Origin of the sequence: Methylobacterium sp. Leaf125, assembly GCF_001423085.1 — a bacterium.
Lineage (GTDB): Bacteria > Pseudomonadota > Alphaproteobacteria > Rhizobiales > Beijerinckiaceae > Methylobacterium.
In genome coordinates, this window is record NZ_LMNU01000002.1 from 58,489 (window position 1) to 83,786 (window position 25,298).

Annotated in this window: 25 protein-coding genes; 16 read left to right on the forward strand and 9 right to left on the reverse strand. The window is 73.5% G+C overall.

The features are described from left to right. Positions 1-55 precede the first annotated feature (55 nt). Entirely contained in the window at positions 56-559 is a 504-nt protein-coding gene (locus ASF58_RS06155; protein WP_055949046.1) for a hypothetical protein, read from the forward strand. A gap of 100 nt (positions 560-659) precedes the next feature. Here the strand turns inward: ASF58_RS06155 and ASF58_RS06160 are convergent, their stop codons facing one another. From ASF58_RS06160 to ASF58_RS06180, 5 genes are all read right to left on the reverse strand, one after another. Continuing rightward, the gene (locus tag ASF58_RS06160; RefSeq protein ID WP_055949049.1) at positions 660-2,450 is read right to left on the reverse strand and encodes a methanol/ethanol family PQQ-dependent dehydrogenase; all 1,791 of its coding nucleotides are present in this window, start codon (positions 2,448-2,450) and stop codon (positions 660-662) included. 163 nt (positions 2,451-2,613) lie between these two features. After that, positions 2,614-2,919, reverse strand: coding sequence for a hypothetical protein (locus tag ASF58_RS06165; RefSeq protein WP_055949227.1), 306 nt, complete (start codon positions 2,917-2,919; stop codon positions 2,614-2,616). A gap of 161 nt (positions 2,920-3,080) precedes the next feature. Continuing rightward, a complete protein-coding gene (locus tag ASF58_RS06170; RefSeq protein WP_055949052.1) occupies positions 3,081-4,256 on the reverse strand; it encodes an acyltransferase in 1,176 nt (391 codons plus the stop codon). Then, positions 4,253-5,572 carry an O-antigen ligase gene (locus ASF58_RS06175; RefSeq protein WP_055949054.1) on the reverse strand — a complete coding sequence of 440 codons (1,320 nt, stop codon included), beginning with the start codon at positions 5,570-5,572 and terminating at the stop codon, positions 4,253-4,255. The genes ASF58_RS06170 and ASF58_RS06175 overlap by 4 nt, the downstream gene beginning before the upstream one ends. A 130-nt stretch (positions 5,573-5,702) precedes the next feature. Beyond that, positions 5,703-6,410: a DJ-1/PfpI family protein gene (locus ASF58_RS06180; RefSeq protein ID WP_055949058.1), complete on the reverse strand. Its 708-nt coding sequence runs from the start codon at positions 6,408-6,410 to the stop codon at positions 5,703-5,705. A 57-nt stretch (positions 6,411-6,467) separates the two neighbouring features. Here ASF58_RS06180 and ASF58_RS06185 point away from each other — a divergent pair, with 57 nt between their 5' ends. From ASF58_RS06185 to ASF58_RS06205, 5 genes are all read left to right on the forward strand, one after another. Next, the gene (locus ASF58_RS06185) at positions 6,468-7,634 is read left to right on the forward strand and encodes a GlxA family transcriptional regulator (RefSeq protein WP_082512871.1); all 1,167 of its coding nucleotides are present in this window, start codon (positions 6,468-6,470) and stop codon (positions 7,632-7,634) included. 124 nt (positions 7,635-7,758) lie between these two features. Then, positions 7,759-9,663: a glycosyltransferase family 39 protein gene (locus ASF58_RS06190; protein WP_055949061.1), complete on the forward strand. Its 1,905-nt coding sequence runs from the start codon at positions 7,759-7,761 to the stop codon at positions 9,661-9,663. A gap of 21 nt (positions 9,664-9,684) precedes the next feature. After that, the gene (locus ASF58_RS06195) at positions 9,685-10,410 is read left to right on the forward strand and encodes a glycosyltransferase (protein WP_055949063.1); all 726 of its coding nucleotides are present in this window, start codon (positions 9,685-9,687) and stop codon (positions 10,408-10,410) included. Between the two features lie 3 nt (positions 10,411-10,413). After that, a complete protein-coding gene (locus ASF58_RS06200; RefSeq protein ID WP_055949066.1) occupies positions 10,414-10,755 on the forward strand; it encodes a lipid-A-disaccharide synthase N-terminal domain-containing protein in 342 nt (113 codons plus the stop codon). Then, positions 10,752-11,345: a pyridoxamine 5'-phosphate oxidase family protein gene (locus ASF58_RS06205; protein ID WP_055949069.1), complete on the forward strand. Its 594-nt coding sequence runs from the start codon at positions 10,752-10,754 to the stop codon at positions 11,343-11,345. The genes ASF58_RS06200 and ASF58_RS06205 overlap by 4 nt, the downstream gene beginning before the upstream one ends. 627 nt (positions 11,346-11,972) lie before the next feature. Here the strand turns inward: ASF58_RS06205 and metC are convergent. After that, positions 11,973-13,160, reverse strand: a complete 1,188-nt coding sequence (metC, locus tag ASF58_RS06210; RefSeq protein WP_055949230.1) for a cystathionine beta-lyase — start codon at positions 13,158-13,160, stop codon at positions 11,973-11,975. A gap of 223 nt (positions 13,161-13,383) precedes the next feature. Between metC and ASF58_RS06215 the strand changes: the two genes are divergently transcribed. From ASF58_RS06215 to ASF58_RS06255, 9 genes are all read left to right on the forward strand, one after another. Continuing rightward, the gene (locus ASF58_RS06215) at positions 13,384-14,415 is read left to right on the forward strand and encodes an amino acid ABC transporter substrate-binding protein (RefSeq protein WP_055949233.1); all 1,032 of its coding nucleotides are present in this window, start codon (positions 13,384-13,386) and stop codon (positions 14,413-14,415) included. Continuing rightward, the gene (locus ASF58_RS06220) at positions 14,412-15,632 is read left to right on the forward strand and encodes an ABC transporter permease subunit (RefSeq protein WP_055949071.1); all 1,221 of its coding nucleotides are present in this window, start codon (positions 14,412-14,414) and stop codon (positions 15,630-15,632) included. The genes ASF58_RS06215 and ASF58_RS06220 overlap by 4 nt, the downstream gene beginning before the upstream one ends. A 55-nt stretch (positions 15,633-15,687) precedes the next feature. Then, positions 15,688-16,824: an amino acid ABC transporter permease gene (locus ASF58_RS06225; RefSeq protein ID WP_055949074.1), complete on the forward strand. Its 1,137-nt coding sequence runs from the start codon at positions 15,688-15,690 to the stop codon at positions 16,822-16,824. Beyond that, complete coding sequence (locus tag ASF58_RS06230; protein ID WP_055949076.1) at positions 16,821-17,576, forward strand: amino acid ABC transporter ATP-binding protein; 756 nt, start codon at positions 16,821-16,823, stop codon at positions 17,574-17,576. Before ASF58_RS06225 ends, ASF58_RS06230 begins: the two co-directional genes overlap by 4 nt. A gap of 245 nt (positions 17,577-17,821) precedes the next feature. Beyond that, positions 17,822-18,022 (forward strand): hypothetical protein, encoded by a 201-nt coding sequence (locus ASF58_RS06235; protein WP_082512872.1) that lies wholly within the window; start codon positions 17,822-17,824, stop codon positions 18,020-18,022. Between the two features lie 126 nt (positions 18,023-18,148). Continuing rightward, the gene (locus ASF58_RS06240; protein WP_055949079.1) at positions 18,149-18,598 is read left to right on the forward strand and encodes a hypothetical protein; all 450 of its coding nucleotides are present in this window, start codon (positions 18,149-18,151) and stop codon (positions 18,596-18,598) included. A gap of 134 nt (positions 18,599-18,732) precedes the next feature. After that, complete coding sequence (gene rarD / locus ASF58_RS06245) at positions 18,733-19,575, forward strand: EamA family transporter RarD (protein ID WP_055949081.1); 843 nt, start codon at positions 18,733-18,735, stop codon at positions 19,573-19,575. Between the two features lie 113 nt (positions 19,576-19,688). Beyond that, positions 19,689-20,279, forward strand: coding sequence for a DUF1993 domain-containing protein (locus ASF58_RS06250; RefSeq protein WP_055949084.1), 591 nt, complete (start codon positions 19,689-19,691; stop codon positions 20,277-20,279). 53 nt (positions 20,280-20,332) lie between these two features. After that, positions 20,333-21,334 carry a P1 family peptidase gene (locus ASF58_RS06255; RefSeq protein ID WP_156375556.1) on the forward strand — a complete coding sequence of 334 codons (1,002 nt, stop codon included), beginning with the start codon at positions 20,333-20,335 and terminating at the stop codon, positions 21,332-21,334. A gap of 90 nt (positions 21,335-21,424) precedes the next feature. Here ASF58_RS06255 and ASF58_RS06260 read toward each other — a convergent pair whose 3' ends face one another. Both ASF58_RS06260 and ASF58_RS06265 read right to left on the reverse strand, forming a co-directional pair. Continuing rightward, positions 21,425-21,709, reverse strand: coding sequence for a hypothetical protein (locus ASF58_RS06260; protein ID WP_055949087.1), 285 nt, complete (start codon positions 21,707-21,709; stop codon positions 21,425-21,427). A 22-nt stretch (positions 21,710-21,731) separates the two neighbouring features. Then, a complete protein-coding gene (locus ASF58_RS06265; protein WP_055949090.1) occupies positions 21,732-21,938 on the reverse strand; it encodes a hypothetical protein in 207 nt (68 codons plus the stop codon). Positions 21,939-22,415: 477 nt separating this feature from the next. Here ASF58_RS06265 and ASF58_RS06270 point away from each other — a divergent pair, with 477 nt between their 5' ends. After that, positions 22,416-23,984 (forward strand): ATP-binding protein, encoded by a 1,569-nt coding sequence (locus ASF58_RS06270; protein ID WP_055949093.1) that lies wholly within the window; start codon positions 22,416-22,418, stop codon positions 23,982-23,984. A gap of 173 nt (positions 23,985-24,157) precedes the next feature. Here the strand turns inward: ASF58_RS06270 and ASF58_RS06275 are convergent, their stop codons facing one another. Continuing rightward, positions 24,158-25,195 (reverse strand): ABC transporter substrate-binding protein, encoded by a 1,038-nt coding sequence (locus ASF58_RS06275; RefSeq protein WP_055949097.1) that lies wholly within the window; start codon positions 25,193-25,195, stop codon positions 24,158-24,160. Positions 25,196-25,298 lie beyond the last annotated feature (103 nt).

Genomic DNA, 25,298 nt, shown 5'->3' on the forward strand with positions numbered 1-25,298 from the left:
TTCGACGAACCGATCTGACCCCGGTCGGTTCTGAAGAATATTCCGTGAGGCGTCCATGTTCCTGTCCGAGGCCGAGGCCGAGGCCGCCCTGCGCGACCTGCGCCATCGTCGCGACGCGCTCGACCGCGCCATCGCCGAGCACCAGCTCTACCTCGAGCTCGGCCGCCGCCTCGGCGGGCCGAGCCGCGCCGCCGACGTGCCGCCGGGGCGGCCGGAGGTTCCAGAACCTGCTTCCATTCCCGTGCCCGGCGCCGGGCAAGGTCAAGGGCTCGACCCGCTGCCGGACGCGGCGCGGGCGGGCGAGGACCTCGTGGCCGCCCGCCGGCACGGACGCGCCCTGGTGGCGGCTGCCGTCAACCTGCTGCACGAGGCCGGCCGGCCCCTCCATGCCGGCGAGATCCTCGAGGGCCTGACGGCGCTGGGCTTCGCGGTGCCGGGGCACGACCCCGTGGCCGCCCTCAACACACGCCTGTGGAAGCGCTCGGGACCGGGCGGCCCGCTGAAGCGCCTCGGCGAGGCGGTCTACGCCCCGGCGGAGGAGGACGAGGATCTCGGCTGACCGGCGGCCGGCTCTCGCGCCGTCCGAAAGATCCCCGGCGCTCCCCAAAGATGATTTGGGGCAGGGACTTCCGGGGCAGGGATTTCGGGCAGGGCGAAGATCACTCGGGCAGGGCGAACACGGTGAGCTGGCCGCCGAGCGCCGTGTAGCGCGACAGGGCGGCGTAGCCGCCCACCGCCCCGGCGCCGTCGTTCGGGTCGGTGAGCCCGGCCGCGAGGCCGATTCCGGCCCAGCCGCCGACGCCGGAGAGCACGGCCACGTATTGCCGGCCCCGATGGCGGTAGGTGGTGACGTTGCCGACGATGCCCGAGGGAGTCTTGAAGCGGTAGAGCTCGCGTCCCGAGCGGGCGTCCACGGCCTTCAGGTAGCCCTCCAGGGTGCCGTAGAAGACCACGTCCCCGGCGGTGGCGAGCACCCCGGACCAGACCGAGAACGGCTCGGGGATCGACCAGCGGATCGCGCCCGCGACTCCGTCCCAGGCGGTCAGGGTGCCGGTGCGGGGATCGTCGGGGGCCGGGTGCAGGCTCACGGTGGCGCCCACATAGGGCAGGCCGGGGGTGTAGCTGACCTGGAATGGCTCGTAATCCATGCAGATGTGGTTGGTCGGCACGTAGAACAGCCGGGTGCGCGGGGAATAGGCCGCCGGCTGCTGGTTCTTGGCCCCGATGGCGCCGGGGCAGATGCCCGTGGTGGTCTCGTCCTCGCCGGTGGCTTCCGGGGAATAGCGCGGGTCGCGGACCGGGCGGCCGTAATCCGGCGAGGCCCGGTCGAGATCCACGTGGCTCGCCCAGTTCACGGAGCGGTCGAACTTCTGCGCCACCAGCAGTTCGCCGGTGGCGCGGTCGAGGGTGTAGCCGAAGCCGTTGCGGTCGAAATGGGTCAGGAGCGGGCGGGTGACGCCGTCAATTTTCTGGTCCGTGAGGATCATCTCGTTGACGCCGTCGTAGTCCCACTCGTCGTGGGGCGTCATCTGGTAGAGCCAGCGGGCGATGCCGGTGTCGGGGTCGCGGGCCACGATCGACGTCGCCCAGCGGTTGTCGCCGGGGCGCTGGCGCGGATTCCAGGTCGAGGGATTGCCGGTGCCGTAATAGACGAGGTTGAGGCCCGGATCGTAGGCGAACCAGCCCCAGGCACAGGCGCCGCCGGTCTTCCACTGGTCGCCCTCCCAGCTCTTCAGGGAGGAATTCGGGCCGACCGGCTTGCCGAGCGCCGTCGTGCGCGTGGGGTCGACCCGCATCTGTTCGTCGGTGCCCGTCGCGGTGGCGCGCCAGAGCCGGGCGCCGGTCTGGGCGTCGTAGGCGGTGACGTGGCACTGGACCCCGAACTCGCCCCCCGAGAGGCCCACCAGGACCTTGCCCTTCACCGGCAGCACGGCGGCGGTGTTGGTCTCGCCCCGGGCCGGGTCGCCGTTGCGGACCGACCAGTTCACCCGGCCGGTCCTCGCGTCGAGGGAGACCAGGGTGGTGTCGGCCTGCTGCAGGAAGAGGGCGCCGTCGGCATAGGCGAGTCCGCGATGGACCGTGTCGCAGCACAGGAGCGGCATCACCCCCGGGTCCTGCTTCGGTTCGTAGCGCCAGAGGATGCGCCCGTCCTGGTCGAGATCGAGGGCCGTGACGGTGTTGGGGAAGGGGGTGTGGACGTACATCATCCCGTCCACCACCAGGGGCGCCCCCTCGTGGCCGCGCAGCACGCCGGTGGAGAAGGTCCAGGCCACCCGGAGCCGGCCGACATTGGCGGCGGTGATCTGGTCGAGATCCGAATAGCGGGTGTTGGCCGCGTCGACCGTGGGCAGCACCGTCTCGGCCCTGGCGGTACCCGGGAGGACGATCGCCGACAGGCCGATCAGGAACGGGCCGATCAGGAACGGACCAAGGAGGAGGAGCGCGCGCATGGGAGTTCCCCGGGTGCGGGGTTTCGGGACAGGCCAAAGGTCCTAGTCCCGGCACGGCGCCGGCGCGCGGCAGCGAAGTGACGCGGGCGGCGCGCCGCCGCCCGGTCTGGTGTCGGGACAAGCCCGGAAGGGGGACGGGTTCGAAGTCGAGACGCGTCCGAGTCTAGAAATAGGGCCCGAAGGGCGGGCGCGGGCGCGGGCGGTAGTAGCCGTAGCGCGGTCCGTAGAAGGGACGGGGCCCGTAGAACGGCCGCGGACGGTAATATCCGTCGGGGCGGTACATCGGCCGGCAATCGCCGAACCGGTTCGGGATGAAGCCTGGACCGCAGCCATAGGCGACGGTCTCGAGGGCGGGACCCGTCAGCGTCCCGGCGGGAGCCGGGGCGAGGGGCGCCGCCTGGGCGGCTGCGGCGAGGCCGACGGCACCCGCGACACCGAGCGACGCGGTCAGCGTCGCGCGGGCGAGCATCGTGCGAAACAGCGATTTCGGGTGAAACAGCGATTTCACGGACATGAAGCCATGACCTTCTGCTGGTGTGACCTGTGTTGTCTTTGACCATCCGGCCGCCGGGAGGCCGGAGGACGGTGATCCTGCCGGGGGATTGCTGAACGCTCCCTGACGGGGGCGGTTCAGCCCACGGCGACGGGGCCGGCGCTCCGCGGGCGCGCGGCCCAGCGCAGGATGCGCCGGCGCATCGGCTCCTCGAGGCCCCGGTGCAGGAGGACGCTCAGGGCCAGGGCCAGGGCGGCGGCGAGCCCCGCCCCGAGCCAGGGCGCGGCGGCGAGGCGGCCCCCGAGGGCGATCCGGTCGAGGCTGTTCACCAGGGCGTAGGCCGGGACGTGGATGAGGTAGAGGGCGAAGGAGATCCGGCCGAGGAAGACGAAGCCGGGCTTCACCAGGGGGCCGCCGCGAAGCTGGGCGCCGGCCAGGATCAGGGGCGCCCAGGCCAGGGCCGTGAGGCCGTTGTGGAGCAGCACCGCGGGCAGGTGGGGCGCCCCCGCCACCAGCCCCAGGCCCGCGAGGGCCGCCAGGGCGAGGAGGGCGGGCGTCGGCAGGCGCCAGCGGGTCCAAGCCCCGTAGAGGAGGAGCCCCGCCACGAATTCCGGCAGGCGCAGCAGGGGGTTGTACTTGATGGCCTGGGCCAGCAGCACCGGGCCGGCGCCCCCCGCCTCCGGATCGATGAGCGAGACGCCGGGGGCGTAGCGCGCGAAGGCGAGGGCGGTCCCGGCGGTCAGGGCCATCCAGGCGGCGAGGGTCAGCCGCGCGGTGCGGCCGGGCGCCCGGCGCGCCAGGGGCAGCAGGAGGGGAAACAGGGCGTAGAAGACCACCTCCACCGAGATCGACCAGCTCGGGCAGTCGAGGGCGCAGGCGGCCCCCGGCACCCAGGCGTGCAGGCCCAGCGGCGCTAGCACCGCGCTCGCGGCCATCAGCCCCTGCAGGGGCTGGGTGGACTTCGCCACCCAGGCGGCGAACCAGGGCAGGGCGAGGACGAGGCAGACCAGGTAGACCGGGTAGACCCGCGCCACCCGGGCCCAGGCGAAGCGCGCGCGGGCGGCGCGGTCGGTCAGGTCCACGTCCCGGTAGGTATGGGCCAGGATGAAGCCCGAGAGCAGGAAGAAGAAGGTCACCCCGGAATAGCCGAGGCGCACCGCCTCGGGGATCGCCGCATCGGCGAAGAAGAAGGTCGCGTAGTGGAACGCCACCACGTAGGCGGCGGCCACGAAGCGCAGGGCGGTGAGCGCGTGCAGCGGCGCCGCCGGCGGATGGGCGGGCGGCGGATGGGCGGACGGGGAGGGGGCGCTCATCGCGGGGACTCCGCGACGACCTGCCCGGCGGCCCCGAAGCGCAGGCCGAAGACCGAGAGGGCGACGAGGAAGAACAGCGCGTTGGTGGCCTGGTAGAACACCGACTCGAAGACCCCCACCATCAGGCCGAACAGCCAGATCCGCAGGAAGAGCAGCCGCAGGGGGTCGAGGGCGGGGCCGGCCTCGGACCGGCGCTGGGCCTGGAGGTCGGAGAGGGGGGCCAGCACCATCCACCACACCGTGAGGGCGAGGCCCGGCAGGCCGCTCTCCAGGGCGGTGTTGAGGTAGCCGTCATGGGCGTCGGTGGCGCGGTTGACCCAGGTCGTGGCATCGCCGCCGCCGCCGTAGAACACGCTCTCCCAGAAGGCGCCGTAGCCGAAGCCGGTGACGGGCTTCTTGGCGATGTTGTCGAGGGCGAAGCGCCAGATCTCGGTGCGGCCAGTATAGGTCGGGTCGGTGGCCAGGCCCGCCACCAGGGCGCCAAGGCCCGACGACATCACCGAGCCCACGGTGAGCAGGAGCAGCAGCCCCAAGGGCCCGAGGAGCACCAGGCGGCGCCAGGCACCCGAGGCCGAGAGGGTGCAGGCCCAGGTCAGGCCGAGCACCGCCGGGGTCATGAGCAGGGAGGTCTTGGCGTTGGTGAAGACGAGAAACACGCCCGCCAGCACCACGACCGCAGAGCCCAGGAGGCGCTGGCCCATGCCGGCCCAGAACAGCCCGACGATGATGAACAGGCTCATGGCCGCGCCGGCGCCGTTCTTGTGGGAGAAGACGCCGCGCCAGCTGCCCGCATGTTCGGGCTCGATCAGGTCGAGGGCGGTGTGCATGGCGCGCTCGGGCACCAGCACGAGGCCGAGGTAGCAGGTCGCCAGCACGAGGAGGACGGTGCCACCGAGGACGTGGGCGAACTGGCGCGCGTCGCGGGCGAGCACCAGTACGCTCACCACCCCGCCGAACATGATGACGAGGGAGACGAGGCGCCGCGCCGAGACCGCGGGCTCGATCGAGAGGACGGTGGAGACGCCGATCCAGGCCAGCATCGCCAGGATGGGCAGGGTGGCCAGGGGGCGCAGGGCCTCGCGCCCGCGCCAGGCGAGCACCGCCACCGCGATGCCCGCCATGACCAGGAACAGCACCTGGTTGACGAGGTTGCCGCCGGCCCGCGAGGCGGCGTTCTCCGCCGCCGTCCCGTCGAGGAAGGGATCGGCTCCGATCAGCATGAAGAGCAGGATCGCGCCCATCGCCCCCATGCGCAGGGCATCGGGGAGATCCGCCCGCCGCGTCGCGCCCGCGCCGGTGGCGATGCCCGTCGTCATGGTCCACTCCCGCACTCGAGGGCCGGCAAGGTCGTTCAGTTCCGAGGTCGCGCACTTTAGATTCGCCGGTGCCGCCCGCTAGGCGCGCAGAATACGTTTAAGAACGCGGAAAGGACCGGCGCGGCCCGGCTCAGGGCCCGGTCGGTCCCCAGGAGACGATGTCGGTCGCCCCGGTGATCGCGCCCACGATGCGCTCCCGCTCGGCCCGGCCGGCAGCGAGGCGCCCCCGCACGGCCGCCAGCACGGCCGGGCCGGCGGCGGTGGGCGTACCGGCGGCGAAGGGCGGGGCGGGCGCGTATTCGAGGCCGAGCTGGATCGCCTCCGCCGCCGGCCGCCCGGAGAGCTCGGCCGCCAGGGTCAGGGCGAAGTCGATCCCGGCGGTGACGCCGCCGCCCGTGAGGAGGTTGCCGTCGCGCACCACCCGCTCGGAGACCGGGATCGCCCCGAAGGCCGCCAGGAGGTCGAGGCTGGCCCAGTGGGTGGTGGCGCGCCGGCCCCGCAGGAGCCCGGCCGCCCCGAGCACCAGGGCCCCGGTGCAGACGGAGGTGACGTAGCGGGCCCCCTCCGCTTGCTCGCGCAGGAAGGCCAGGACCGCCGCATCCTGCATCAGCGGGTTCACCCCGAGGCCGCCGGGCACGCAGACGACGTCGAGCTGCGGGCAGTCGGCCATGGCCAGCGTCGGGGCGAGCACGAGGCCGGTGGAACTCGTCACCGGTCCCCGGTCGGCGGCCACGAGATGGACCCGCGCTTCCGGGATTCCGACGAAGACCTCGTAGGGCGCGGTCAGGTCGAGCTGTTGGACGTCGGGGAAGGTCAGAAGGCCGATCTCGAGGGGCATCGGGCTGTCTCCGGGTGTCTGGACAGGACGACCCTAACCCGGCAGGCTCTGGCCGAAATGACAACGAGACCTCGTTTCCTGCCAGAGCGCATCGCGGACGAACCGCTCCGCGTATCCCTCCGTCCAGAATCCCGCCGCCGCGAATCCCTCTGCGACCAATCCCGTCGCATCGAGATCCTCGCCTTCCCGGGGGTGCAGCTGCTCGACGTGTCGGGGCCGCTCCAGGTATTCGCCACCGCGAACGACCTCTTCGCCACGACCGACGACCGCGCGGGCGCCGGCCCGGCGCCCTATGTCCTGCGGGTGGCGGCGGCGGGCGGCGGCGTGGTCCGGAGCTCCGCCGGGCTCGGCCTCGCGACGGAGCCGCTGCCGCAGGCGGATGCCCCCGTCGACACCCTCGTGGTCGCCGGCGGGCGCGGCGTCGACGGGGCGATCGCGGACGGGCTGCCGGCCTGGGTCGCCGCCCGGGCGCCCCAGGCCCGGCGTGTGGCCTCCGTCTGCACCGGCGCCTTCCTGCTCGGGGCGGCCGGCCTCCTCGACGGGCGCCGGGCCGTGACCCACTGGACCCGCTGCGCCGCGCTCGCGCGGCGCCATCCGGAGGTCCGGGTCGAGCCCGACCCGATTTTCATCCGGGACGGCGCGGTCTGGACCTCCGCCGGGGTGACGGCGGGCATCGACCTGGCCCTGGCCCTGGTGGAGGCCGATCTCGGACAGGCCGCGGCCCTGGCGGTCGCCCGCCACCTCGTCGTCTTCCTGAAGCGCCCGGGCGGCCAGGCCCAGTTCAGCACCGTCCTGTCGCAGCAGGTGCTGTCGCCCGTGCCGGGCGGCGCCCGCTTCGAGGCGCTCCAGGCCTGGATCGCCGACCACCTCGCCGAGGACCTCACCGTGCCGCGCCTGGCCGAGGCGGCCGGCATGAGCCCGCGCGGCTTCGCCCGGCACTACCGGGCGGCCACGGGGCTGACCCCCGCCCGCGCCCTGGAGCGCCAGCGGGTCGAGGCCGCCCGGCGGCTCCTGGCCGAGACCGCGCTGCCGGTGAAGCGCATCGCGGCGCGCTGCGGCTTCGGTTCCGAGGAGACCCTGCGGCGCAGCTTCCTCCGCCACGTGGCGGTGGCGCCCGCGGCCTACCGCCAGCGGTTCCGCGCGGCCGGGGCCGGGGCGGAGTCGGGGGCGGGGCAGGGCGCGCCGGTTGCGGCGGCCGGCGCCCCTACGAAACCGGGGATTTGACATTCCCGGCCGCATCATCGACACCGCCGGCCTCGCGGCATCGGCCGGAATCATCGACCGGATTCCTGGGGCCGGGTGCCGGTCCGGAGCCGCGTATGTCCCCCCTGACGGCCCATCCGCCCGCATGACCGACCGTGCCACCGTGCCCCGCCCGGCCCGCGGGGACGCCTTCGCGTTCCCGGACACCCTCCTGTCCGCCGCGGCCCGGAGCCATGCCTGGGCCTGCGCCCTCCTGGTGGCCCTCTGCCTCGTCTGCTTCCTGCCCGGCCTCGCCTCGCTCCAGCCGATGGACCGCGACGAGCCGCGCTTCGCCCAGGCCTCCAAGCAGATGCTGGAGACCGGCGACCTCGTCGACATCCGCTTCCAGGCGGAGGCCCGGCACAAGAAGCCGGTGGGCATCTACTGGGCCCAGGCCGCGGTGGTCGGCGCCGCCGAGGCGCTCGGGGTGCCGAACGCCCGCACCACCATCGGTCTCTACCGCATCCCGTCCCTGCTGGGCGCCATCGGGGCGGTGCTCCTCACCTACTGGTCGGCCCTGGTCTTCCTGCCCCGGCGGGGCGCGTTCCTCGCCGCCGCCCTGTTCGGGGCCTGCGTCGTGCTCTCGGCCGAGGCCCGCCTCGCCAAGACCGACGCGCTGCTCTGCGCCTGCGCGGTGGCGACCTTCGGCGGCCTCGCCCGCGCCTGGCTCCGCCGCGAGCGAACGGACGGGCATACGACCGGAGAACATGGGGCCAGAGAACATGGGGCCGGAGAGCATGAGGCCGGAGGGCACGGCGTCGCGGGGCCCCTCGACACCGCCACGGTGCTGGCCTTCTGGCTCGGCCTCGCCCTCGGCATCCTGATCAAGGGCCCGATGGTGCCGCTGTTCTGCGGCCTGCCGGCCCTGATCCTCTCCGTCCGCTGGCGCTCCGCCCGCTGGCTCGGCGCCCTGCGGCCCGGCCTCGGCCTGCCGCTGACCCTGCTGATCGTGGCGCCCTGGTTCGCGGCCATCACCTGGAAGAGCGGCGGCGCCTTCTACGGGGAGGCGGTGGGCCATGACATGCTGAGCAAGGTCCAGGGCGGCTCGGAGAAGCACTTCGCCCCGCCCGGCGCCTACCTGGTGGCGTTCTTCGGCACCTTCTGGCCCGGCGCGGCCTTCGCGGCGCTGAGCGCGCCCTTCGCCTGGGGCTACCGGCGCGAGCCCGCCATCGCCTTCCTCCTCGCCTGGATCGTGCCGACCTGGATCCTGTTCGAGATCGTGCCGACCAAGCTGCCGCACTACGTGCTGCCGCTGATGCCGGCCATCGCCATCCTCACCGTGCGGGCGCTGGCCGCCGGCGCCCTGCACCCCGAGCGCCGCGGCGCGCGCCTCACCGCCGGGCTCGTGGTGCTGATCCCCGTCGGCCTCACCCTCGGCCTCTCGGCCTTCGCCTGGACCTACGACCGGACCCTGCCCTGGGCCGGACTGCCCCTGCTGCTCGGCGCCAGCGCCGTGGCGGCCCTGGCCTGGCACGCCTTCGCCCGCGGCCTGCCCGAGCGCGCCCTCGGCCTCGGCATCCTGGCCGCGATGCTGCTCTCGCCGGCCGTGTTCGGCCTGACCCAGCCGGTGATGGCCGCCCTCAAGGTCTCGCCCCGCCTCGCGGCGCTCCGCGAGGCCGTGCCCTGCCCCCGGCCGGCCGTGGCCAGCCTCGGCTACCGCGAGCCGAGCTTCGTCTTCCTGATCGGCACCGACCTCGCCATGCTCGGCACCGGCACCGAGGCCGTCGAGTTCCTCAAGGGGCCGAAGTCGCCGAACGGCGCAGGTTCGCCGAAGGGCGCAAGTTCGCCGAACGGTGCAAATTCGCCGAACGGTGCAAGTTCGCCGAACAGTGAAGGTCCGCGCCCGGGCGACGGCTGCCGCCTCGTCTACGTGGAAGGCCGGTTCGCGGCGGAGTTCGCCGCGGCGGCCGCGGCGGCCGGTCTGGCGCCGAACCGGGTCGGCACCGTTTCGGGCTTCAACATCAACGGCGGACGCCGGGTCGACCTCTCGGCCTACGCGGTGACGCCCTGACCCTCCTCGGATCGAACACCCATGCGCCTCTCCGTGATCATCCCGGTGAAGGACGAGGCCGGCAACATCGCGAGCCTCGTCGCCGAACTCGAGACCGCCTGCGCGACCCTGGCGCCCTTCGAGGTGATCTACGTCGATGACGGCTCCACCGACGGCACCGCCGAGGCCCTGCGGGCGGCCCGGGTCGGCCGGCCCTGGCTGCGGGTGCTCAGCCACGACCGCACCGCCGGCAAGGCGGCCGGCATCCGCAGCGGCATCGCGCTGGCCCGGGCGCCGGTCTGCGCCCTGATGGACGGCGACGGCCAGAACGACCCGGCCTTCCTGGAGTCCCTGCTCGAGGCCATCGAGGCGGGCGGCGCGCGGGTCGGCCTCGCCCAGGGCCAGCGCGTCGGACGCAAGGACGGGCGGCTGAAGAGCCTCCAGTCGCGCATCGCCAACGGGGTCCGGGTCCGCATCCTGAAGGACGCCACCCGCGACACCGGCTGCGGCTACAAGCTCGTGCGCCGGGACGTCTACCACACGCTCCCGTTCTTCGACGGGCAGCACCGCTTCATGCCGGCCCTCGTCGCCCGCGAGGGCTTCGGCGTGGTCCACCGCGACGTGGTCGACCGGCCGCGCTTCACCGGCACCTCGAAATACGGCCTGTTCGACCGCCTCTGGGTCGGGCTCCTCGACCTCGCCGGGGTGTGGTGGCTGATCCGGCGCAAGCGGGTCACCCCGCGGGTCACGGACGTGACGGGAGCCTGAGCCATGCTGATCCAGCTCGCCGAGGACGTGCGCGGCTACGTCTACGACGTCTTCGTCACCCGCTTCGATGCCTGGCTGGTCTTCGGCATCCTGGCCCAGGCGGTGTTCGGCGCCCGCTTCGTGGTGCAGTGGCTCGCCTCCGAGCGGGCGGGCAAGAGCGTGATGCCCCTGGCCTTCTGGTTCCTCTCCATCGCGGGCGGCCTGATGACCCTGGTCTACGGCCTCGTGCGGCGCGAGCCGGTGATCATCTTCGGACAGGCCCTCTCGACCTTCATCTACCTGCGCAACGTCGTCCTGATCCTGCGCGAGCGCCGCGCCGCCCGGGCCGGTGCCCCGGCGCGATGACGCCGCTGCCGCCCTTCCACGACGACCTCGCGGCGGCGCTCGCCGAGGTCTGGCGCCTGCTGGAAGACGGGCCGCGCTTGCGCCGCAACGCCTTCCACATGCCGGCGCTGGCCACCGTCGACGCGCGGGGACACCCGCAGGTGCGCACCGTGGTGCTGCGCGCGGCCGACCCGGTGGCCGGAGCCCTGCGCTTCCACTGCGACCGCCGCTCCGACAAGGCGTCCGAGATCGCCGCCTCGGGGATCGCGGCCCTGCACGGCTACGATTCCGACGCGAAGATCCAGATCCGCGCCGCCGGCCCCGCGACGCTCCACACCGACGACGCCCTCGCGGAGGCCGCCTGGGCCGGCGCGATGGCGATGAGCCGGGTCTGCTACGGCGCCGACCCCGCCCCCGGGGCGGTGCTGCCCACGGGCGATGCCTACACCCTGCCGGATGCCGAGGCGGCCGTGAGCCTGGGCCGGCCGAACTTCTGCGCCGTGGTGGTCACGCTCGCCCGCCTCGAATTCCTCTACCTCGACCGGCGCGGCCACCGGCGGGCCGCCTGGACGCGGGCCGACGGCTGGCGCGGGGTCTGGCTGGCGCCCTGAGGGCACGCCCCGTCCGGGCGGCCCGGACACGGGGAGGCGGCCCGCCGCCGGTTCGGCCACGGGGACGCGGCCCCGCCGCCGGTTCGGCGCGGGGGAGGGCCAGAGAAACCCGATGCGAAACGGGAGACGCGGGACGCCGCGAGACCACGTTTTCGAAACTGCTATGCCGGTCCCCCGGCGTCCCTCGGCCCGGCCCCCTGCGGGGCCGATCCTTTTCGTCACGGCGTCTTCTCGGCACCGGCGACCCGGCTGGTGGCAGCCCCCCTCCGGACCCCGTCGCCCGTGCGGGCGGCGCAGTCCGGCGGCCGTCTGATCAGGGCGCGAAGCCCCGAACCCGCCTCGTAGTGGGCGGGCCGTCCGCTCTCTCGGTGCGCCTCAGGGGACCGGGTGCAGCCGTCCGGCCTTGCAGCCGTGCGGCCTTCCCGTCCGAGACGCCTTGCGTCGCCGATGCGGCCCGGGGCGATGGCGAAACCGGGCCATCGACGCGGGGCGCCGTCTCCTCCCCCCGAGCCCCCCGACCCGGTCCGCCGGAGGGCCTCCCGTGTGGAAGGCGAGTGCCCGGACGGAACCACAGAATAGGAATATTGTCAAGAGTTTTCGGGGGCGATGCCGGGGCCGTCCGGCCGCTCACAGCGCGGCGCGCAACCGCGAAAACCCCGCGTCGAGATCCGCCTGCAGGTCCGAAAGATCCTCCAGGCCGATGTGGAAGCGCAGGCCCGGTCCGCCGGGATTCCACTGGGTGGCGGTGCGGTAGGTCTTGCAGTCGAACGGGATGACGAGGCTCTCGAAGCCGCCCCAGGAGAAGCCCATCCCGAACAGCTCGAGGCCGTCGAGCATGGCCGCCACGGCCCGCTCCGGGGCGGGCTTCAGGATGACGCCGAACAGGCCCGAGGCGCCGGAGAAGTCGCGCGTCCAGATGGCGTGGCCGGGATCGTCGGGCAGCGCGGGATGGAGCACGCGGGCCACCTCCGGCCGGGCCTGGAGCCACCGCGCCATGGCGAGCCCCTGGGCCCCGTGCTCGCGCAGGCGCAGCGCCATGGTGCGCAGGCCGCGCAGGGCCAGGAACACGTCCTCCGGGCCGGGGCACATGGCGAAGTGCTCGAAGGTCCGGTGCAGGGCCGGCCAGTATCGGGCGTTGGCCGAGGTCAGGCCGAGGAGCAGGTCCGAGCCGCCCGAGAGGTACTTGGTTCCGGCCTCGACCGCGATGTCGACGCCGCGCGCATGGGGCGGGAACAGCAGCGGCGTCGCCCAGGTGTTGTCCATGATCACGGCCGCACCCCGCGCGTGCACGACCGCGGCGATGGCCGGCACGTCCTGCATCTCGAAGCTCTGCGAGCCCGGGGCCTCCACCAGCACGGCCTTCGTGGTGTCCCGCATCAGGTCGGCGATGCCGGTGCCGATCAGCGGATCGTAGTACTCGACCGCGACGCCGAAGCGCTTCAGCACGCCGTCGCAGAAGATGCGCGTCGGCCGGTAGGCGGAATCGCTCACCAGCAGGTGGTCGCCGGCCGAGACCACCGCCATCAGCGCCACCGTCAGGGCGGCGAGGCCCGACGGCGTCAGCACGGTGCCGGCGGCGCCGGCCAGCTCGCTCCAGGCCTGGGTCAGGGACTCGGTGGTCGGCGTCCCCGAGGTGCCGTAATCGAAGCGCCCGCGCCGGTGCTGGAGGTCGTCGTAGGTCGGGAACAGCACGGTCGAGCCGCGATAGATCGGCGTGTTGACGAAGCCGTGCTGGGCGGAGGGGTCGCGGCCCGCATGGACCAGGCGGGTGCTCGCCCCGAAGCGGGCGGGATCGCGGGGAGGGGTGTTCGACATCGGCACCGGTGGGCGAGGGATGGACGTGCCGCGACCGAAGCCCGGCGCGCGCGCCGGCGTCAAGCCGGGGCGCCGCAGGGTCGGAAGCGGAACCGCGCCCCCCGTCCCACCCAACCCGTCATTTCGGGCTCGCCCGCGGCGCCCCGGCTTGACGGGGTGGGGTCGGTTGGCAGGTGTGAGGCCGGCGGCTTGACCCCGGCGCGCGATGCCCTGCAATGCGCGCATGCGATCCCTGCCGATCCCGCTCCTCGCCGCCCTGCTCGCCGCGTCTCCGGCGCTGACCCAGACTGCGGTGCGCGCGCAAGCCGACACCCTCGCCCAGGTGCGGGCGCGCGGGCACCTCGTCTGCGGGGTCAGCGGCGGGGTGGCGGGCTTCAGCATGCCGGACGGGCAGGGGCGCTGGCACGGCCTCGACGTGGATTTCTGCCGGGCGCTCGCCGCGGCCATCTTCGACGATCCCGACGCGGTGCGCTTCATCCCGCAATCCTCGGCCGCGCGCTTCACCGCCCTGCAATCCGGCGAGATCGACGTGCTCGCCCGCAACACGACCTGGACCCTGTCGCGCGACACCGCCGCGATGAATTTTCCGGTGATCACCTTCTTCGACGGGCAGGGATTCCTGGTCCGGAAATCCCTGGCCATCACCGCCGTCAAGCAGCTCGACCGGGCCACGATCTGCCTGCAGCAGGGCACCACCACGGAGCTCAACACCGCCGACTGGTTCCGCACGCGGGGCCTGAGCTACCAGGTCGTCACCTTCGCCAACAGCGAGCAGACCCTCGGCGCCTACGAATCCGGCCGCTGCGACGCCTACTCCACGGACAAGTCCTCCCTCTACGGCGAGCGCCTGAAGACCGCGCACCCGGAGGCGCACGTCATCCTGGAGGAGGCGATCTCGAAGGAGCCCTTCGCGCCCGGCGTGCGCCAGGGCGACGATGCCTGGCGCGACCTCGTCGCCTGGACCCACTACGCGATGATCGACGCGGAAGAGGCCGGGATCAGCCAGGCCAATGTCGACCGGCTCCGGGGCGAGACCCTGAGCCCGGACGTCAAGCGCATCCTCGGCCTCGAGGGCCGGTACGGCCAGGGCCTCGGGCTGACCGGCGACTGGGCCTACCGGATCGTCCATCATGTGGGCAATTACGGCGACGTCTTCGCCCGCAACCTCGGCGACGGCACGCCCCTGAAGATTCCCCGCGGGCTGAACGCCCTCTGGACCAACGGGGGCCTGCACTACGGGCCGCCGATCCGGTGAGGGCCGGTCCGCCCAGGCCCGGATCGGCACCGAGATCCGCGCGCGGCCGCGCGCTCCAGGCTCTCGCGCTGCAGGTCCTCGTCGCGCTCGCCCTCGCCGGGCTGGCCTGTCTCGCCGTCACCAACGCATCCGAAAAACTCGCGCGCCAGGGCATCACCGCCGGCTTCGGCTTCCTCGCCCAGGCCGCCGGGTTCGACATCGGCCAGCGGCTGATCCCCTACGCGGCCGCGACCTCGACCTACCTCGACGCGTTCTGGGTCGGGCTCCTCAACACGCTGCTGGTCTCGGGCCTCGCCATCGGGCTCGCCACGCTCATCGGCTTCGCGGTCGGCATCGCCCGGCTCTCGCCGAACTGGCTTCTCCGGACCCTGGCGGCCACGTATGTCGAGGCCCTGCGCAACCTGCCGCTGCTGCTCCAGCTCCTGGTCTGGTACGTGGCCGTCCGGGTGATGCTGCCCGAGGCCCGCGACCCGGCGGCCTGGGGCGGGGCCTATCTCAGCCAGCGCGGGCTGGTCCTGCCGCGCCCGGAGTTTGTCGGAGCCGCCTGGCTCGTGCCCGCCGCCTTCGTGGCGGGGCTCGTCGGGGCGCGGGCCTGGATGCGCCGGAGGGCCCGGCGCGACGCGGCCGGGGCCGAACCCGGCCCGGTCGCGGCCCCGGCCCCGGTCCTCGCCCTCGGCCTGCCGGCCTTGGCCCTCGTGCTCGGCCTGCCGGCCCTGGCCTGGATCGGGCTCGGCCTCGCCGGCCATCCGGTCGGGATCGCCTGGCCGTCCCCCGGCCCCTTCGGACCCGAGGGCGGGCTCGGAATCCTGCCGGAATTCGCCGCGCTGCTCCTCGGATTGTCCACCTACACGGCCGCCTTCATCGCCGAGATCGTGCGCGCCGGCCTGAACAGCGTGGCCCGGGGGCAGGGGGAGGCGGCGGCGGCCCTGGGCTTGAGCCGGGCCAAGACCCTGCGCCTCGTCACCATTCCGCAGGCCATGCGGGTGATCGTGCCGCCGCTGACCAGCCAGTACCTCAACGTGACGAAGAACTCGTCCCTGGCGGTGCTGATCGGCTATCCCGACCTCGTCCACGTCTTCATGGGCACGGTGCTCAACCAGACCAACCAGGCCGTGGAGGTCGTGGCGATCACCATGGCGGTCTACCTGACCCTGAGCCTGGGCCTCGCCGCTCTGATGAACGCCTACAACCGCCGCGCGGCGCCGGTGACGCGATGAGGCGGATCTCTCCGTGAGGATCGTGCCATGAGAATCGTGTCGTGAGAGACCTGTCATGACGATCGTGCGCGAGACCCTCCTGCCCCCGGCCCCGCCGCCGCGCCGGACCGGCGGCCCCGTCGGCTGGCTCCGGACGAACCTGTTCTCGGGGCCGGGCAACACCCTGACCACCCTGGTGATCCTGGCCGGGCTGGCGCTCCTGCTGCCGCCGGTGTTCCGCTTCCTCGTCACCGACGCGGTCTGGAGCGGGGGGGCGGGCGAGGCCTGCCGCCCGGAGGTCGCCGGGCGCCCGGTCGGCGCCTGCTGGGCCTTCATCGGGGCCAAGATCAACTACCTCGTCTACGGCTCCTACCCGGCGGCCGAGCGCTGGCGGCCGAACCTGTTCTTCGGCCTCGTGGCGCTCAGCGCCGTCTGGATGCTGTGGCTCGACGCGCCGCGCCGCGGCCTCGGGGCGGTGTTCGTCTTCCTGGTCGGCCCGCTCCTGTCCTACGGGCTGCTCGCGGGGACCCCTGTCCTCGCCCTCGCCCCCGTGGCCACCAGCCTGTGGGGCGGCATCCTGGTGACCCTGGTGGTCTCGCTGGTGGGCATCGTCGCCGCCCTGCCGCTGGGCATCCTGCTGGCCCTCGGGCGGCGCTCCGACCTGCCGGTGCTGCGCTATGCCTGCATCGGCTTCATCGAGTTCTGGCGCGGGGTGCCGCTGATCACCGTGCTGTTCATGGCCAACGTGATGCTGCCGCTGTTCCTGCCCGGGGACCTCACGGTGGACCGGCTGGTGCGCCCGCTCGTCGGCATCGCGCTGTTCGCCTCCGCCTACATGGCCGAGGTGGTGCGCGGCGGCCTGCAGGCGATCCCCGCGGGGCAGGGGCGGGCGGCCCTGGCGCTCGGCCTCACCCGGGTCCAGGCCCTGCGCCTCGTGATCCTGCCCCAGGCCCTCAAGGTGGTGGTGCCCGGCATCGTCAACACGCTGATCGGCCTGTTCAAGGACACCACCCTGGTCTCCATCGTGGGCATCGCCGACTTCATCCGGGTGCTGGAGGCGGCGCGCGCCGATCCGCGCTGGTCGGCGCCGACCATTCCCGCCACCGCCTACGCCTTCGCGGCCCTGTTCTACCTCGCGGTCTGCTTTTCCATGGCCCGCTACGCCGCCTTCATCGAGCGGCGTCTGGCCGCCGGCGAGCGGGGCCGGGCATGACGGACGGCCCCGCGACCCCTGATCTCAAGACCCCCGCCGTCGAGTTCCGCGGCGTGAACAAATGGTTCGGCACCGCCCACGTCCTGCGCGAGGTTTCCCTCACGGTGGCGAAATCCGAGCGGCTCGTGATCTGCGGTCCCTCCGGCTCGGGCAAGTCGACCCTGATCCGCTGCGTCAACGGCCTCGAGCCCTTCGCGAGCGGCACGATCCGGGTCGCCGGCCACGACCTCACCCCGGCCCGCCTCCCGGCGGTGCGGCGCGCCGTCGGCATGGTGTTCCAGCACTTCAACCTGTTTGCCCACCTCACCGTGCTGGAGAACTGCACCCTGGCGCCGATCCACGGCCGCGGGATCGGGCGCCGGGCCGCCGAGGCGCGGGCGCGGGACGAACTCGAACGCCTCGCCGTCGCGGATCTGGCGGACCGCATGCCCGGCCAGCTCTCCGGCGGCCAGCAGCAGCGGGTCGCCATCGCCCGCGCCCTCTGCCTCGACCCGGCGGTGATGCTGTTCGACGAGCCGACCTCGGCCCTCGATCCCGAGATGGTGCAGGAGGTGCTCGACGCCCTGACGGATCTCGCGGGATGCGGCATGACCCTGCTCTGCGTCACCCACGAGATGGGCTTCGCCCGGCGGGTCGCCGACCGGGTGGTGTTCATGGACGCGGGCCAGATCGTCGAGGTCGCGCCGCCCGAGGCCTTCTTCGACCGCCCCGAGCATCCCCGCACCCGGGAATTTCTCGCGCGTCTTCTCTGAGGGATGGGAGGCCCTCTCCCTCAAATCCTCGTCGCAAGGGCCACGAGGGGATTTCAGGGCGAGCGATGTCCGAGGATGGGAAGACGGCCCCATGTCCATGGACGAGTGTCTTGGACGAGTGTCTTGGACGGGCTGCAACCTGCAACGGTCTGCAGGGGCTCGGACGGCCGCACGGCGTATTTACAAACCAGAGTTGCAATCGTAGGTGTCGATCATCATTCGCATCGCCTGGGACGATCACGGGGATGGAACCGTCGACGAAGCTGATGGACCGGAAAGCCCGAGCGGCTGCGGACCTGCAGCTTTTCGTCCAGCGCTACGGCCGCAAGGCCCGATCCCGGCTCGATCCGAACGATCGCACCTACGACCGTCGGGTCGAGCAGCGCGTCAAGCGGATGAAGGCGGAACAGTTGGATGCGCTCCTTCGAAATGGCGAAGACGCGTGATCGCCCGGCATCGGCCTGCGCGGAGTTGTGCCGGCGCAGGACCGTTCGCGAGACCGGACGCTCCGGTTCGTTAACGCCGATCCGCTAAATCCATCCCGGTACTCGCGTATCCGGGAAGCCCGTCCCTTGCGTATCCTGCGGAACATCGTCTTCGGCAGCGTCTTCGGCAGCAGTGCCCTGGTCATCGCCTTCGCCTGCGTCGACCGGCTCGACCACCCGGCCCCCAAGGCCTCCACCGCCTCCGCGCCGGTGGCCGCCCTCACCCGGATCCGCCCGCCCGAGCCCACCGTGACGGGCGCGCTCCCGGCCGAGACCGGACCCTCGATCGGCGACATCCTCGGGCGCGACGCCGTCGCCCGCCAGACGGTCACCCGGCCCCCTGTGCCCAAGGCCTCCACCACGCGCGAGACCCCGGGACGCGAAACGGCGACCCGGGCCCCGGCCAAGCCCGTGGCCCGGGTCGCCGCCGCGCCGGCCCCGAAGCCGGTGAAGAAGGCCGCCGAGGGCTTCGACACCGAGCGCCTGAACGCCCTGATGCGCGGCGACCCCGCCGTCACCCTCGCGCGCACCCGCTGAGCGCGCCGGGCGCCCCCGCCATGCGCCATCCCGCACGGGCGGGTCCCTGAACGCCTGCTATAAGCCGCGCCCGGTCCCCCCGCGGGCCGCGGCGAGGCGGCCGGCAAAGGGCCGGCGGCAAGGGGAGGCGGCCTTTGGGTCTGATCTACGCGCTCGGCGCCTATCTGAGCTGGGGCCTCGTGGTCCCGGTGCATTTCCGCCTGCTCGACGCCGTGCCGGCCCCCAGCATCCTGGCCCACCGCATCGTCTGGTCGAGCCTGCTCGTCGCCGGCCTGCTCGTGGCCCTGCGCCGCCGGATCCGGAACCCCTTCCCCCTGGTGCGCCGCCACGGGCTCCTCGTCCTGTCGGCCGGGCTGATCGGCGTGAATTGGCTCCTCTACCTCCGGGCCGTGCAGTCCGGGCACATGCTCGACGCGAGTCTCGGCTACTTCATCAACCCGCTGATGAGCGTGGCCTTGGGCGCCGTGGTGCTGGGCGAGCGCCTGCGGCCGGTCCAGGCCGCGGCGGTGGCGCTGGCCGCCGGCGCCGTGCTCCTGGCCGTCGCCCTGGCGGGCAGCCTGCCCTGGGTCTCGCTCGCACTGGCCGGCAGCTTCTCGCTCTACGGGCTCGCCCGCAAGGTCGTCGGCGTCGACGCCATGGTGGGCTTCGCCGCCGAGACCCTGGTGCTCCTGCCGGTGGCGCTGATCTACCTCGCGGCCTTCGCGCCGCCGGTGATCCAGGGCGACCCGGTGCGGGCCGGCCTCCTCCTGCTCACCGGGGCCACCACGGCGCTGCCGCTGATCTGGTTCGCGGCCGCCGCCGAGCGGCTCACCCTCGCGACGCTCGGGCTGATGCAGTACCTCGCGCCCTCCTGCCTCCTCGTCCTCAGCACCCTCGTCTACGGCGAGCGGCTGGAGCCCCACCGCGCGGTGCTGTTCGGGCTGATCTGGCTGGCGCTGGCGATCTACGCCGCCGACGCCTATCGTGCCACCCGGTAGGCGCGAGCTGGCTGAGGGTATTCCCGCAGGACGGGCGCGACTCTCCGGCCGGGGACGCCGGCACGCCCGTCGTTTCGCATCCGGCCACGCACCGCCGATCCTGGAGATCCCCCATGTCGCTGACCGCGCTTCTCGTGCCGACCTATCGGAACATGCTGGGGACCCTCGCCGGGCTGCTGGACACGGTCGAACGGCAGGCGCCGGACCGCGCCGACGGCCTGCTGTCGGCCCGCCTGGCCACGGATATGCTTCCGCTGGCCGCGCAGCTGCGCTTCGCCGCCTTCCTGGCGCAGGAAGCGACCTTCCGCCTGCGCGGCCAGGCTGTTCCTCCGTCGCTCGAGGCGGTGGCGGCCGAGGGGCGTCAGGCCGGTGACGGTCCCGGATCCTTCGCCCAGGCGCGGGGCCGGATCGGCGAGGCCTTGTCCCATCTGGACGGTCTGGCCGACGACGCGCTCGACGCGGGGGCAACGGTGCCGATCGCGATCGAACTTCCGGGCGGCGTGACCTTCGACATGACGGGCGAAGCGTTTGCGCGCGACTGGGCGCTGCCGCAATTCTACTTCCACGTCATCACGGCTTACGCCATCCTGCGGAACCAGGGGATCGCGATCGGCAAGGCCGATTACGTGCCGCACATGTTCGCCTATCTCAGGTCCGCACCGGCGGCGTCGGCCCAGGCGGAGCCCGGCGACGCGCGGTCCTGAATCCTGGGGCTCTCCGATCGGAGGCCGCACCGAGAGACCCGCGGGGAGGCGCCGTGCTGACCAACCGCATCACCGACATCGCCGGCCTCCGGGTCGGCCACGCCACCGATCTGCGGCGCGCCAGCGGCGTCACCGCCCTCCTGTTCGACGAACCCGTGGTGGCGGGCGTCGATGTGCGCGGCGGCGGGCCCGGCACCCGCGAGACCGACCTCCTCGACCCCGAGCGCAGCGTGGAGCGCATCGACGCCCTGGTGCTCTCCGGCGGCTCGGCCTTCGGCCTCGACGCCGCCGCCGGCGTCGTCGCCCACCTCGCCGAGACCGGGCGCGGCTTTCCCGTCGGCCCGGCCCGGGTCCCGATCGTGCCGGCCGCGATCCTGTTCGATCTCCTCAACGGCGGCGACAAGGCCTGGGGCCGGTTCTCGCCCTATCGCGACCTCGGCTACGCGGCGGCGGTGGCGGCGACGCGCGACGTCGCCCTCGGCTCCGTCGGCGCCGGCACGGGGGCGGCCACCGCCAACCTGAAGGGTGGGATCGGCTCGGCCTCGGCGGCGGTCGCGGGCTTGGGCATCCGCGTCGGCGCCCTGGTGGCGGTGAACGCCTTCGGCCGGGCGACGGTGGGGGCGGGGCCGCATTTCTGGGCCGGCCCCTACGAGGTCGGCGCCGAGTTCGGGGGCCTCGGGCTCCCCGCCGCGATGCCGGCCGACGCCTTCGACTGGCCGCGCAAGGCCCTGTCCGGGGCCGGGGCCAGCACCACCCTGGCGGTGGTCGCCACCGACGCCGTCCTCACCAAGGCGCAGGCGCGCCGCCTCGCCGTGATGGCCCAGGACGGCCTCGCCCGGGCGATCCAGCCGGTCCACACGCCCCTCGACGGCGACGCCGTCTTCGCCGTGGCCACCGGCCGGGTTCCCCTCGCCGACCCGGTCATCGACCTGGCGCGGATCGGCGACGCGGCGGCGCGCACCCTCGCCCGCGCGGTGGCGATCGGGGTGCATCGCGCCACGGTCCCGCCCGGATGGGCCGGGCCACCGGCCTGGGTCGACCGCTTCGACGGGTGACGACGGGACGGCTCGGCGCCGGCCGCGTTCGGACGGTTTCAGGACGGGCCGCGTTCGGACGGTTTCAGGATGGGCCGAGTTCGGACGGTTTCAGGACGGGCCGAGTTCGGCCTTGGCATCCGCGATGAGGCCGGCGAGGCCCGCATCGACCTCGGCGCCGAGCATCCTGCGCTCGGCCTCCGTCAGGTCGGCGGCCCAGCCGCGCTGGCCGAAGCCCTCCGCGCACTTGGCCCGCTCGGACGCGAGATAGGCCTCGGTCTCGGCCGGCTGGGTGCGCATGGCCTGGACGAGGCCGAACCAGGCGGCGCGCTCCACCACCGCGAGGCGGGCCCGCAGGCGGATCATCACCGCGCGCTCGGGGCTGACATCGTCCATCGGCTGCTCCGCTCCGGCCGGCTCAGCGCCGCGGTTCGCAGCGCGTCTTCACGTAGGTGTTCTCCGCGCTGCCGCGCCCGGCACTGGCGGCGAGCACCGGTCCCTGCACCAGGCATTCCTGCAGGGTGTGGGCCGGACCGGTGATGATGTCGAGGGCCGTCTCGCGGGAGCAATCCGGAGCCTGGACGGTGGAGGCGCAGACGAGGGCGACGACGAGGATCGGGTTCATGCCCGGAATAACTGGGTCGGGGCTCCCGTGCGGCAAGGGCCTCTCCCGCATTCGTGTGCAACTTAGTGCCGGTTGGTGCCGGCCCGCCGGGGCCCGTCCTCGGCCGATCGCCGGGCCGCCGGGGCCCGTCCTCGGCCGATCATGGCCGATCATGGCCAATCAGGCTTGGGCAGGCCGATGTTTCCCGTTTGTTCGTGCGTCCGTCCGGACACCTGCCGCCGGATAAGGAAATGAACCTAGGACAAAACACACAGGCACAAAAGCCTAGGACACGATACAGGGGATCTACCGCAGCACCTCGAACGAAAGAAGAACACATCGCGACCAGCCGGCGCCCTCGCCCCCGGGGTGCGGCCCCTGGCCTGTGGATGCCGGCGGCGCGGGCCGGACCCGCCGGCGGACGCGCGTGTTAAGACCTTCGTGCGAGAGCTGAGGGCGCGCCCGGGAACCAGCCCCGGGGCGAGAGCCGGAGCAGGCATGACGGTCGGCATCGAGATGGGTCTGAGCATGGGGCCGGGGGCTGAGCCCGCGCGCCTCGACCTCGAGGAACTTCTGGCGACGCGTCTCCTGGTCCAGGGCAATTCCGGCTCGGGCAAGTCGCACCTGCTGCGGCGTCTGCTGGAGCAGAGCGCCGGCGCGGTGCAGCAGGTGGTGATCGACCCCGAGGGCGACTTCGTCACCCTGGCGGAGGCCTACGGCCACGTGGTGGTGGACGGGGCCCACGGGGAGGCCGACCTCCAGGCCATCGCCGCGCGGGTGCGGGCGCACCGGGTCTCGGTGGTGCTCACCCTGGAGAGCCTCGACATGGAGGCGCAGATGCGCGCCGCGGCCGCCTTCCTGGGCGGGCTGTTCGAGGCCGAGCGCACCCACTGGCACCCCGCCCTCATCGTGGTCGACGAGGCGCAGATCTTCGCCCCGGCGGCGGCCGGCGACGTCTCGGACGAGGCCCGCAAGGCCTCGCTCGGCGCCATGACCAACCTGATGTGCCGGGGCCGCAAGCGGGGCTTGGCCGGCATCATCGCGACGCAGCGCCTCGCCAAGCTCGCCAAGAACGTGGCGGCCGAGGCCACCAACTTCCTGATGGGCCGCACCTTCCTCGACATCGACATGGCCCGTGCCGCCGACCTCCTGGGCCTCGACCGGCGCGGCGCCGAGCGCTTTCGCGACCTGTCGCGGGGCGAGTTCGTCGCCCTCGGCCCGGCCCTGAGCCGGCGGCCCCTGGCGCTGCGCATCGGTCCGGTGACGACCTCGGCGCGCTCGGGCTCGCCCAAGCTGGTGCCGCTGCCCGCCCCGGCGGATGCGGACCTGCGCGCCCTCATCCTCACCCGTTCGCCCGACGAGCCGGCGCAGGCCTGGGCCCCGGCCCCGCGCACCCCGCCGGCGCCGCGGGCCACGCCAGCCGACCTCATGCGCGAGCTCAGCGCCTACCGGCCCGAGCCGGTGGAGGCGCCCACGCCCCTCAGCGAGGAGGAGATTCGGGCCGGGCTCGACACGGTCCTGCGGGGCATCGCCGCCGACCCCGATGCCGGCGGCCAGCCGGTGGCGGTGGTCTACCAGGACTTCCTCGTGCGCTGCCGCATGCGCGGCCTCGACGGCGAGGCGATCAGCCTGGCCGCCTTCCGCCGCCGCCTCGGCGTCGCCCGCGCCGGGTTCGACGGGGCCGACGTCGCCCCGGACGAGGCGGACGGGCGCTGGGAGGAGGCGCAAGGGGTCGCCGCCACCCTGCCGGACGAGGTCCAGGGCCTGTTCCTGCTCCTCGCCCGGGCGGCGCTCGCCGGCGAGCCCTGCCCCGGCGACGAGGCCCTGGCGCGGGCGATCGGCAGCCGCTCGCCCGGCCGGGCCCGGCGCCTGCTCGCCTACGTGGAGACCCGCGGCACCATCGTCTGCCGCATGGATTACCGCGGCAACCGCATCGTCGCCCTGCCGGCCCTGGCCTGCGAGACCGGACCCGGCGACCCCAAGGCCCCGTTGGAGGCGAAGCCCGGCACCGCGTCCCCGCCGGCCGACCCAGAATCCGGCCTGCCCGGGCTGTTCGCGGCCGAGTAGGCCCGCCGACGGCCTCCGTTGGCCCGATCCGCTCGATCCCCTGGGGGAGGGCGGATCGGGGCCGGTCTCGTTTCGCGCCGGTTGGCCCCGCGCTGTGTTGCCGATCCGGGTCCCGGGGCTCCGGCGGGCTCACCCAGGCGCAGCGCGCCCGGGACCGGGGCTGACAGGATGCCTCAGCGCTTCGTGGCGGCCTCGTAGTATTTCGGCTCGAACAGACCCTCCAGGGGCACGTCCTTGTCGAGGGTGCCGATGGAGACCTGGTAGGCCTGCATCGCCTTCGTCGCCGCGATGATCTGGCGCGGATCGGCGGTGAACCGGGCGGCCGGCGAGGTCAGCGCCTTGGTGATGGTCGCGGTGTCGGTGATGCCCTTGCCGAGCGCCGCCTCCACGGGCTTGGCCGCGCGGGCCGGGTCGCTCTTCAGGAGCTCGGTGGCGCGCATCACGGCCTTCACCAGGCCCTCCACGGCGGCGGGGTTCTTGTCGGCGAAGGCGCCGAACACGCCCACCACGGTGCCCGGCTGGTCGGGGAACATCTCGCCCCCGGTGGCGATCAGCTTGATGGCGGGATTGCGCATCTGCACGATGGTGAGCGCCGGCTCGCGGATCGAGGCGCCGTCGACGGCCCCGGCCAGCATCGCCTGCTGGGTCGCGTCGATGCCCATCGCCACCACCTCGGCATTGGCCTTGTCGGCCTTGGCCACCTGCCAGAGCCAGTGCTGCAGGGTGGTGTTGGGCACCGAGCCCGCCGGCTGGGTGGCGAGGCGGGCGGCCTTGCCCTCCTTGGCCCGGAACTTCGCGAAGGCCTCCGCCTTGTCGGCGCCGTCGGCGAAGTAGGGGGCGAGCTTCGGGCCCGCCACGAACACCATCTCCTCGATGGCGGTGGCGGCCACCACCCGCACGTCGATGCCCTTGGTGCGGGCCACGGCCAGCGGCGCGACGCCCGCGACGTAGACGTCGATGGTGCCCGAGGCCAGGGCCTGGATCATGTTCGGGCCGGATTCGAAGGTGGTGAAGGTGGGGGCGAGGCCCGCCTCCTTGAGCCAGCCCTCGCCGTTGGCCACGAAGATCGGCGCCGCGCCGATCACCGGGATGACGCCGATGCGGACCGGGACCGGGGCGGCGGTCTGCGCCGCGGACGGTCCGGCGGCGAGGAGACCCGCGCAGGCGGCGAGGGTGGCGGCGAAGGTGGCAGTCCGGCGGGTCAGGCGCATCGGGTGGTTCCGGTCAGGGGCAGGCCGAACCCGGGCCCGCACGCGGCGGGACGGCGTGCGGCGGGGCCGGGGGCGAGGATGCCGCGCAGTGGCACGCACGGGA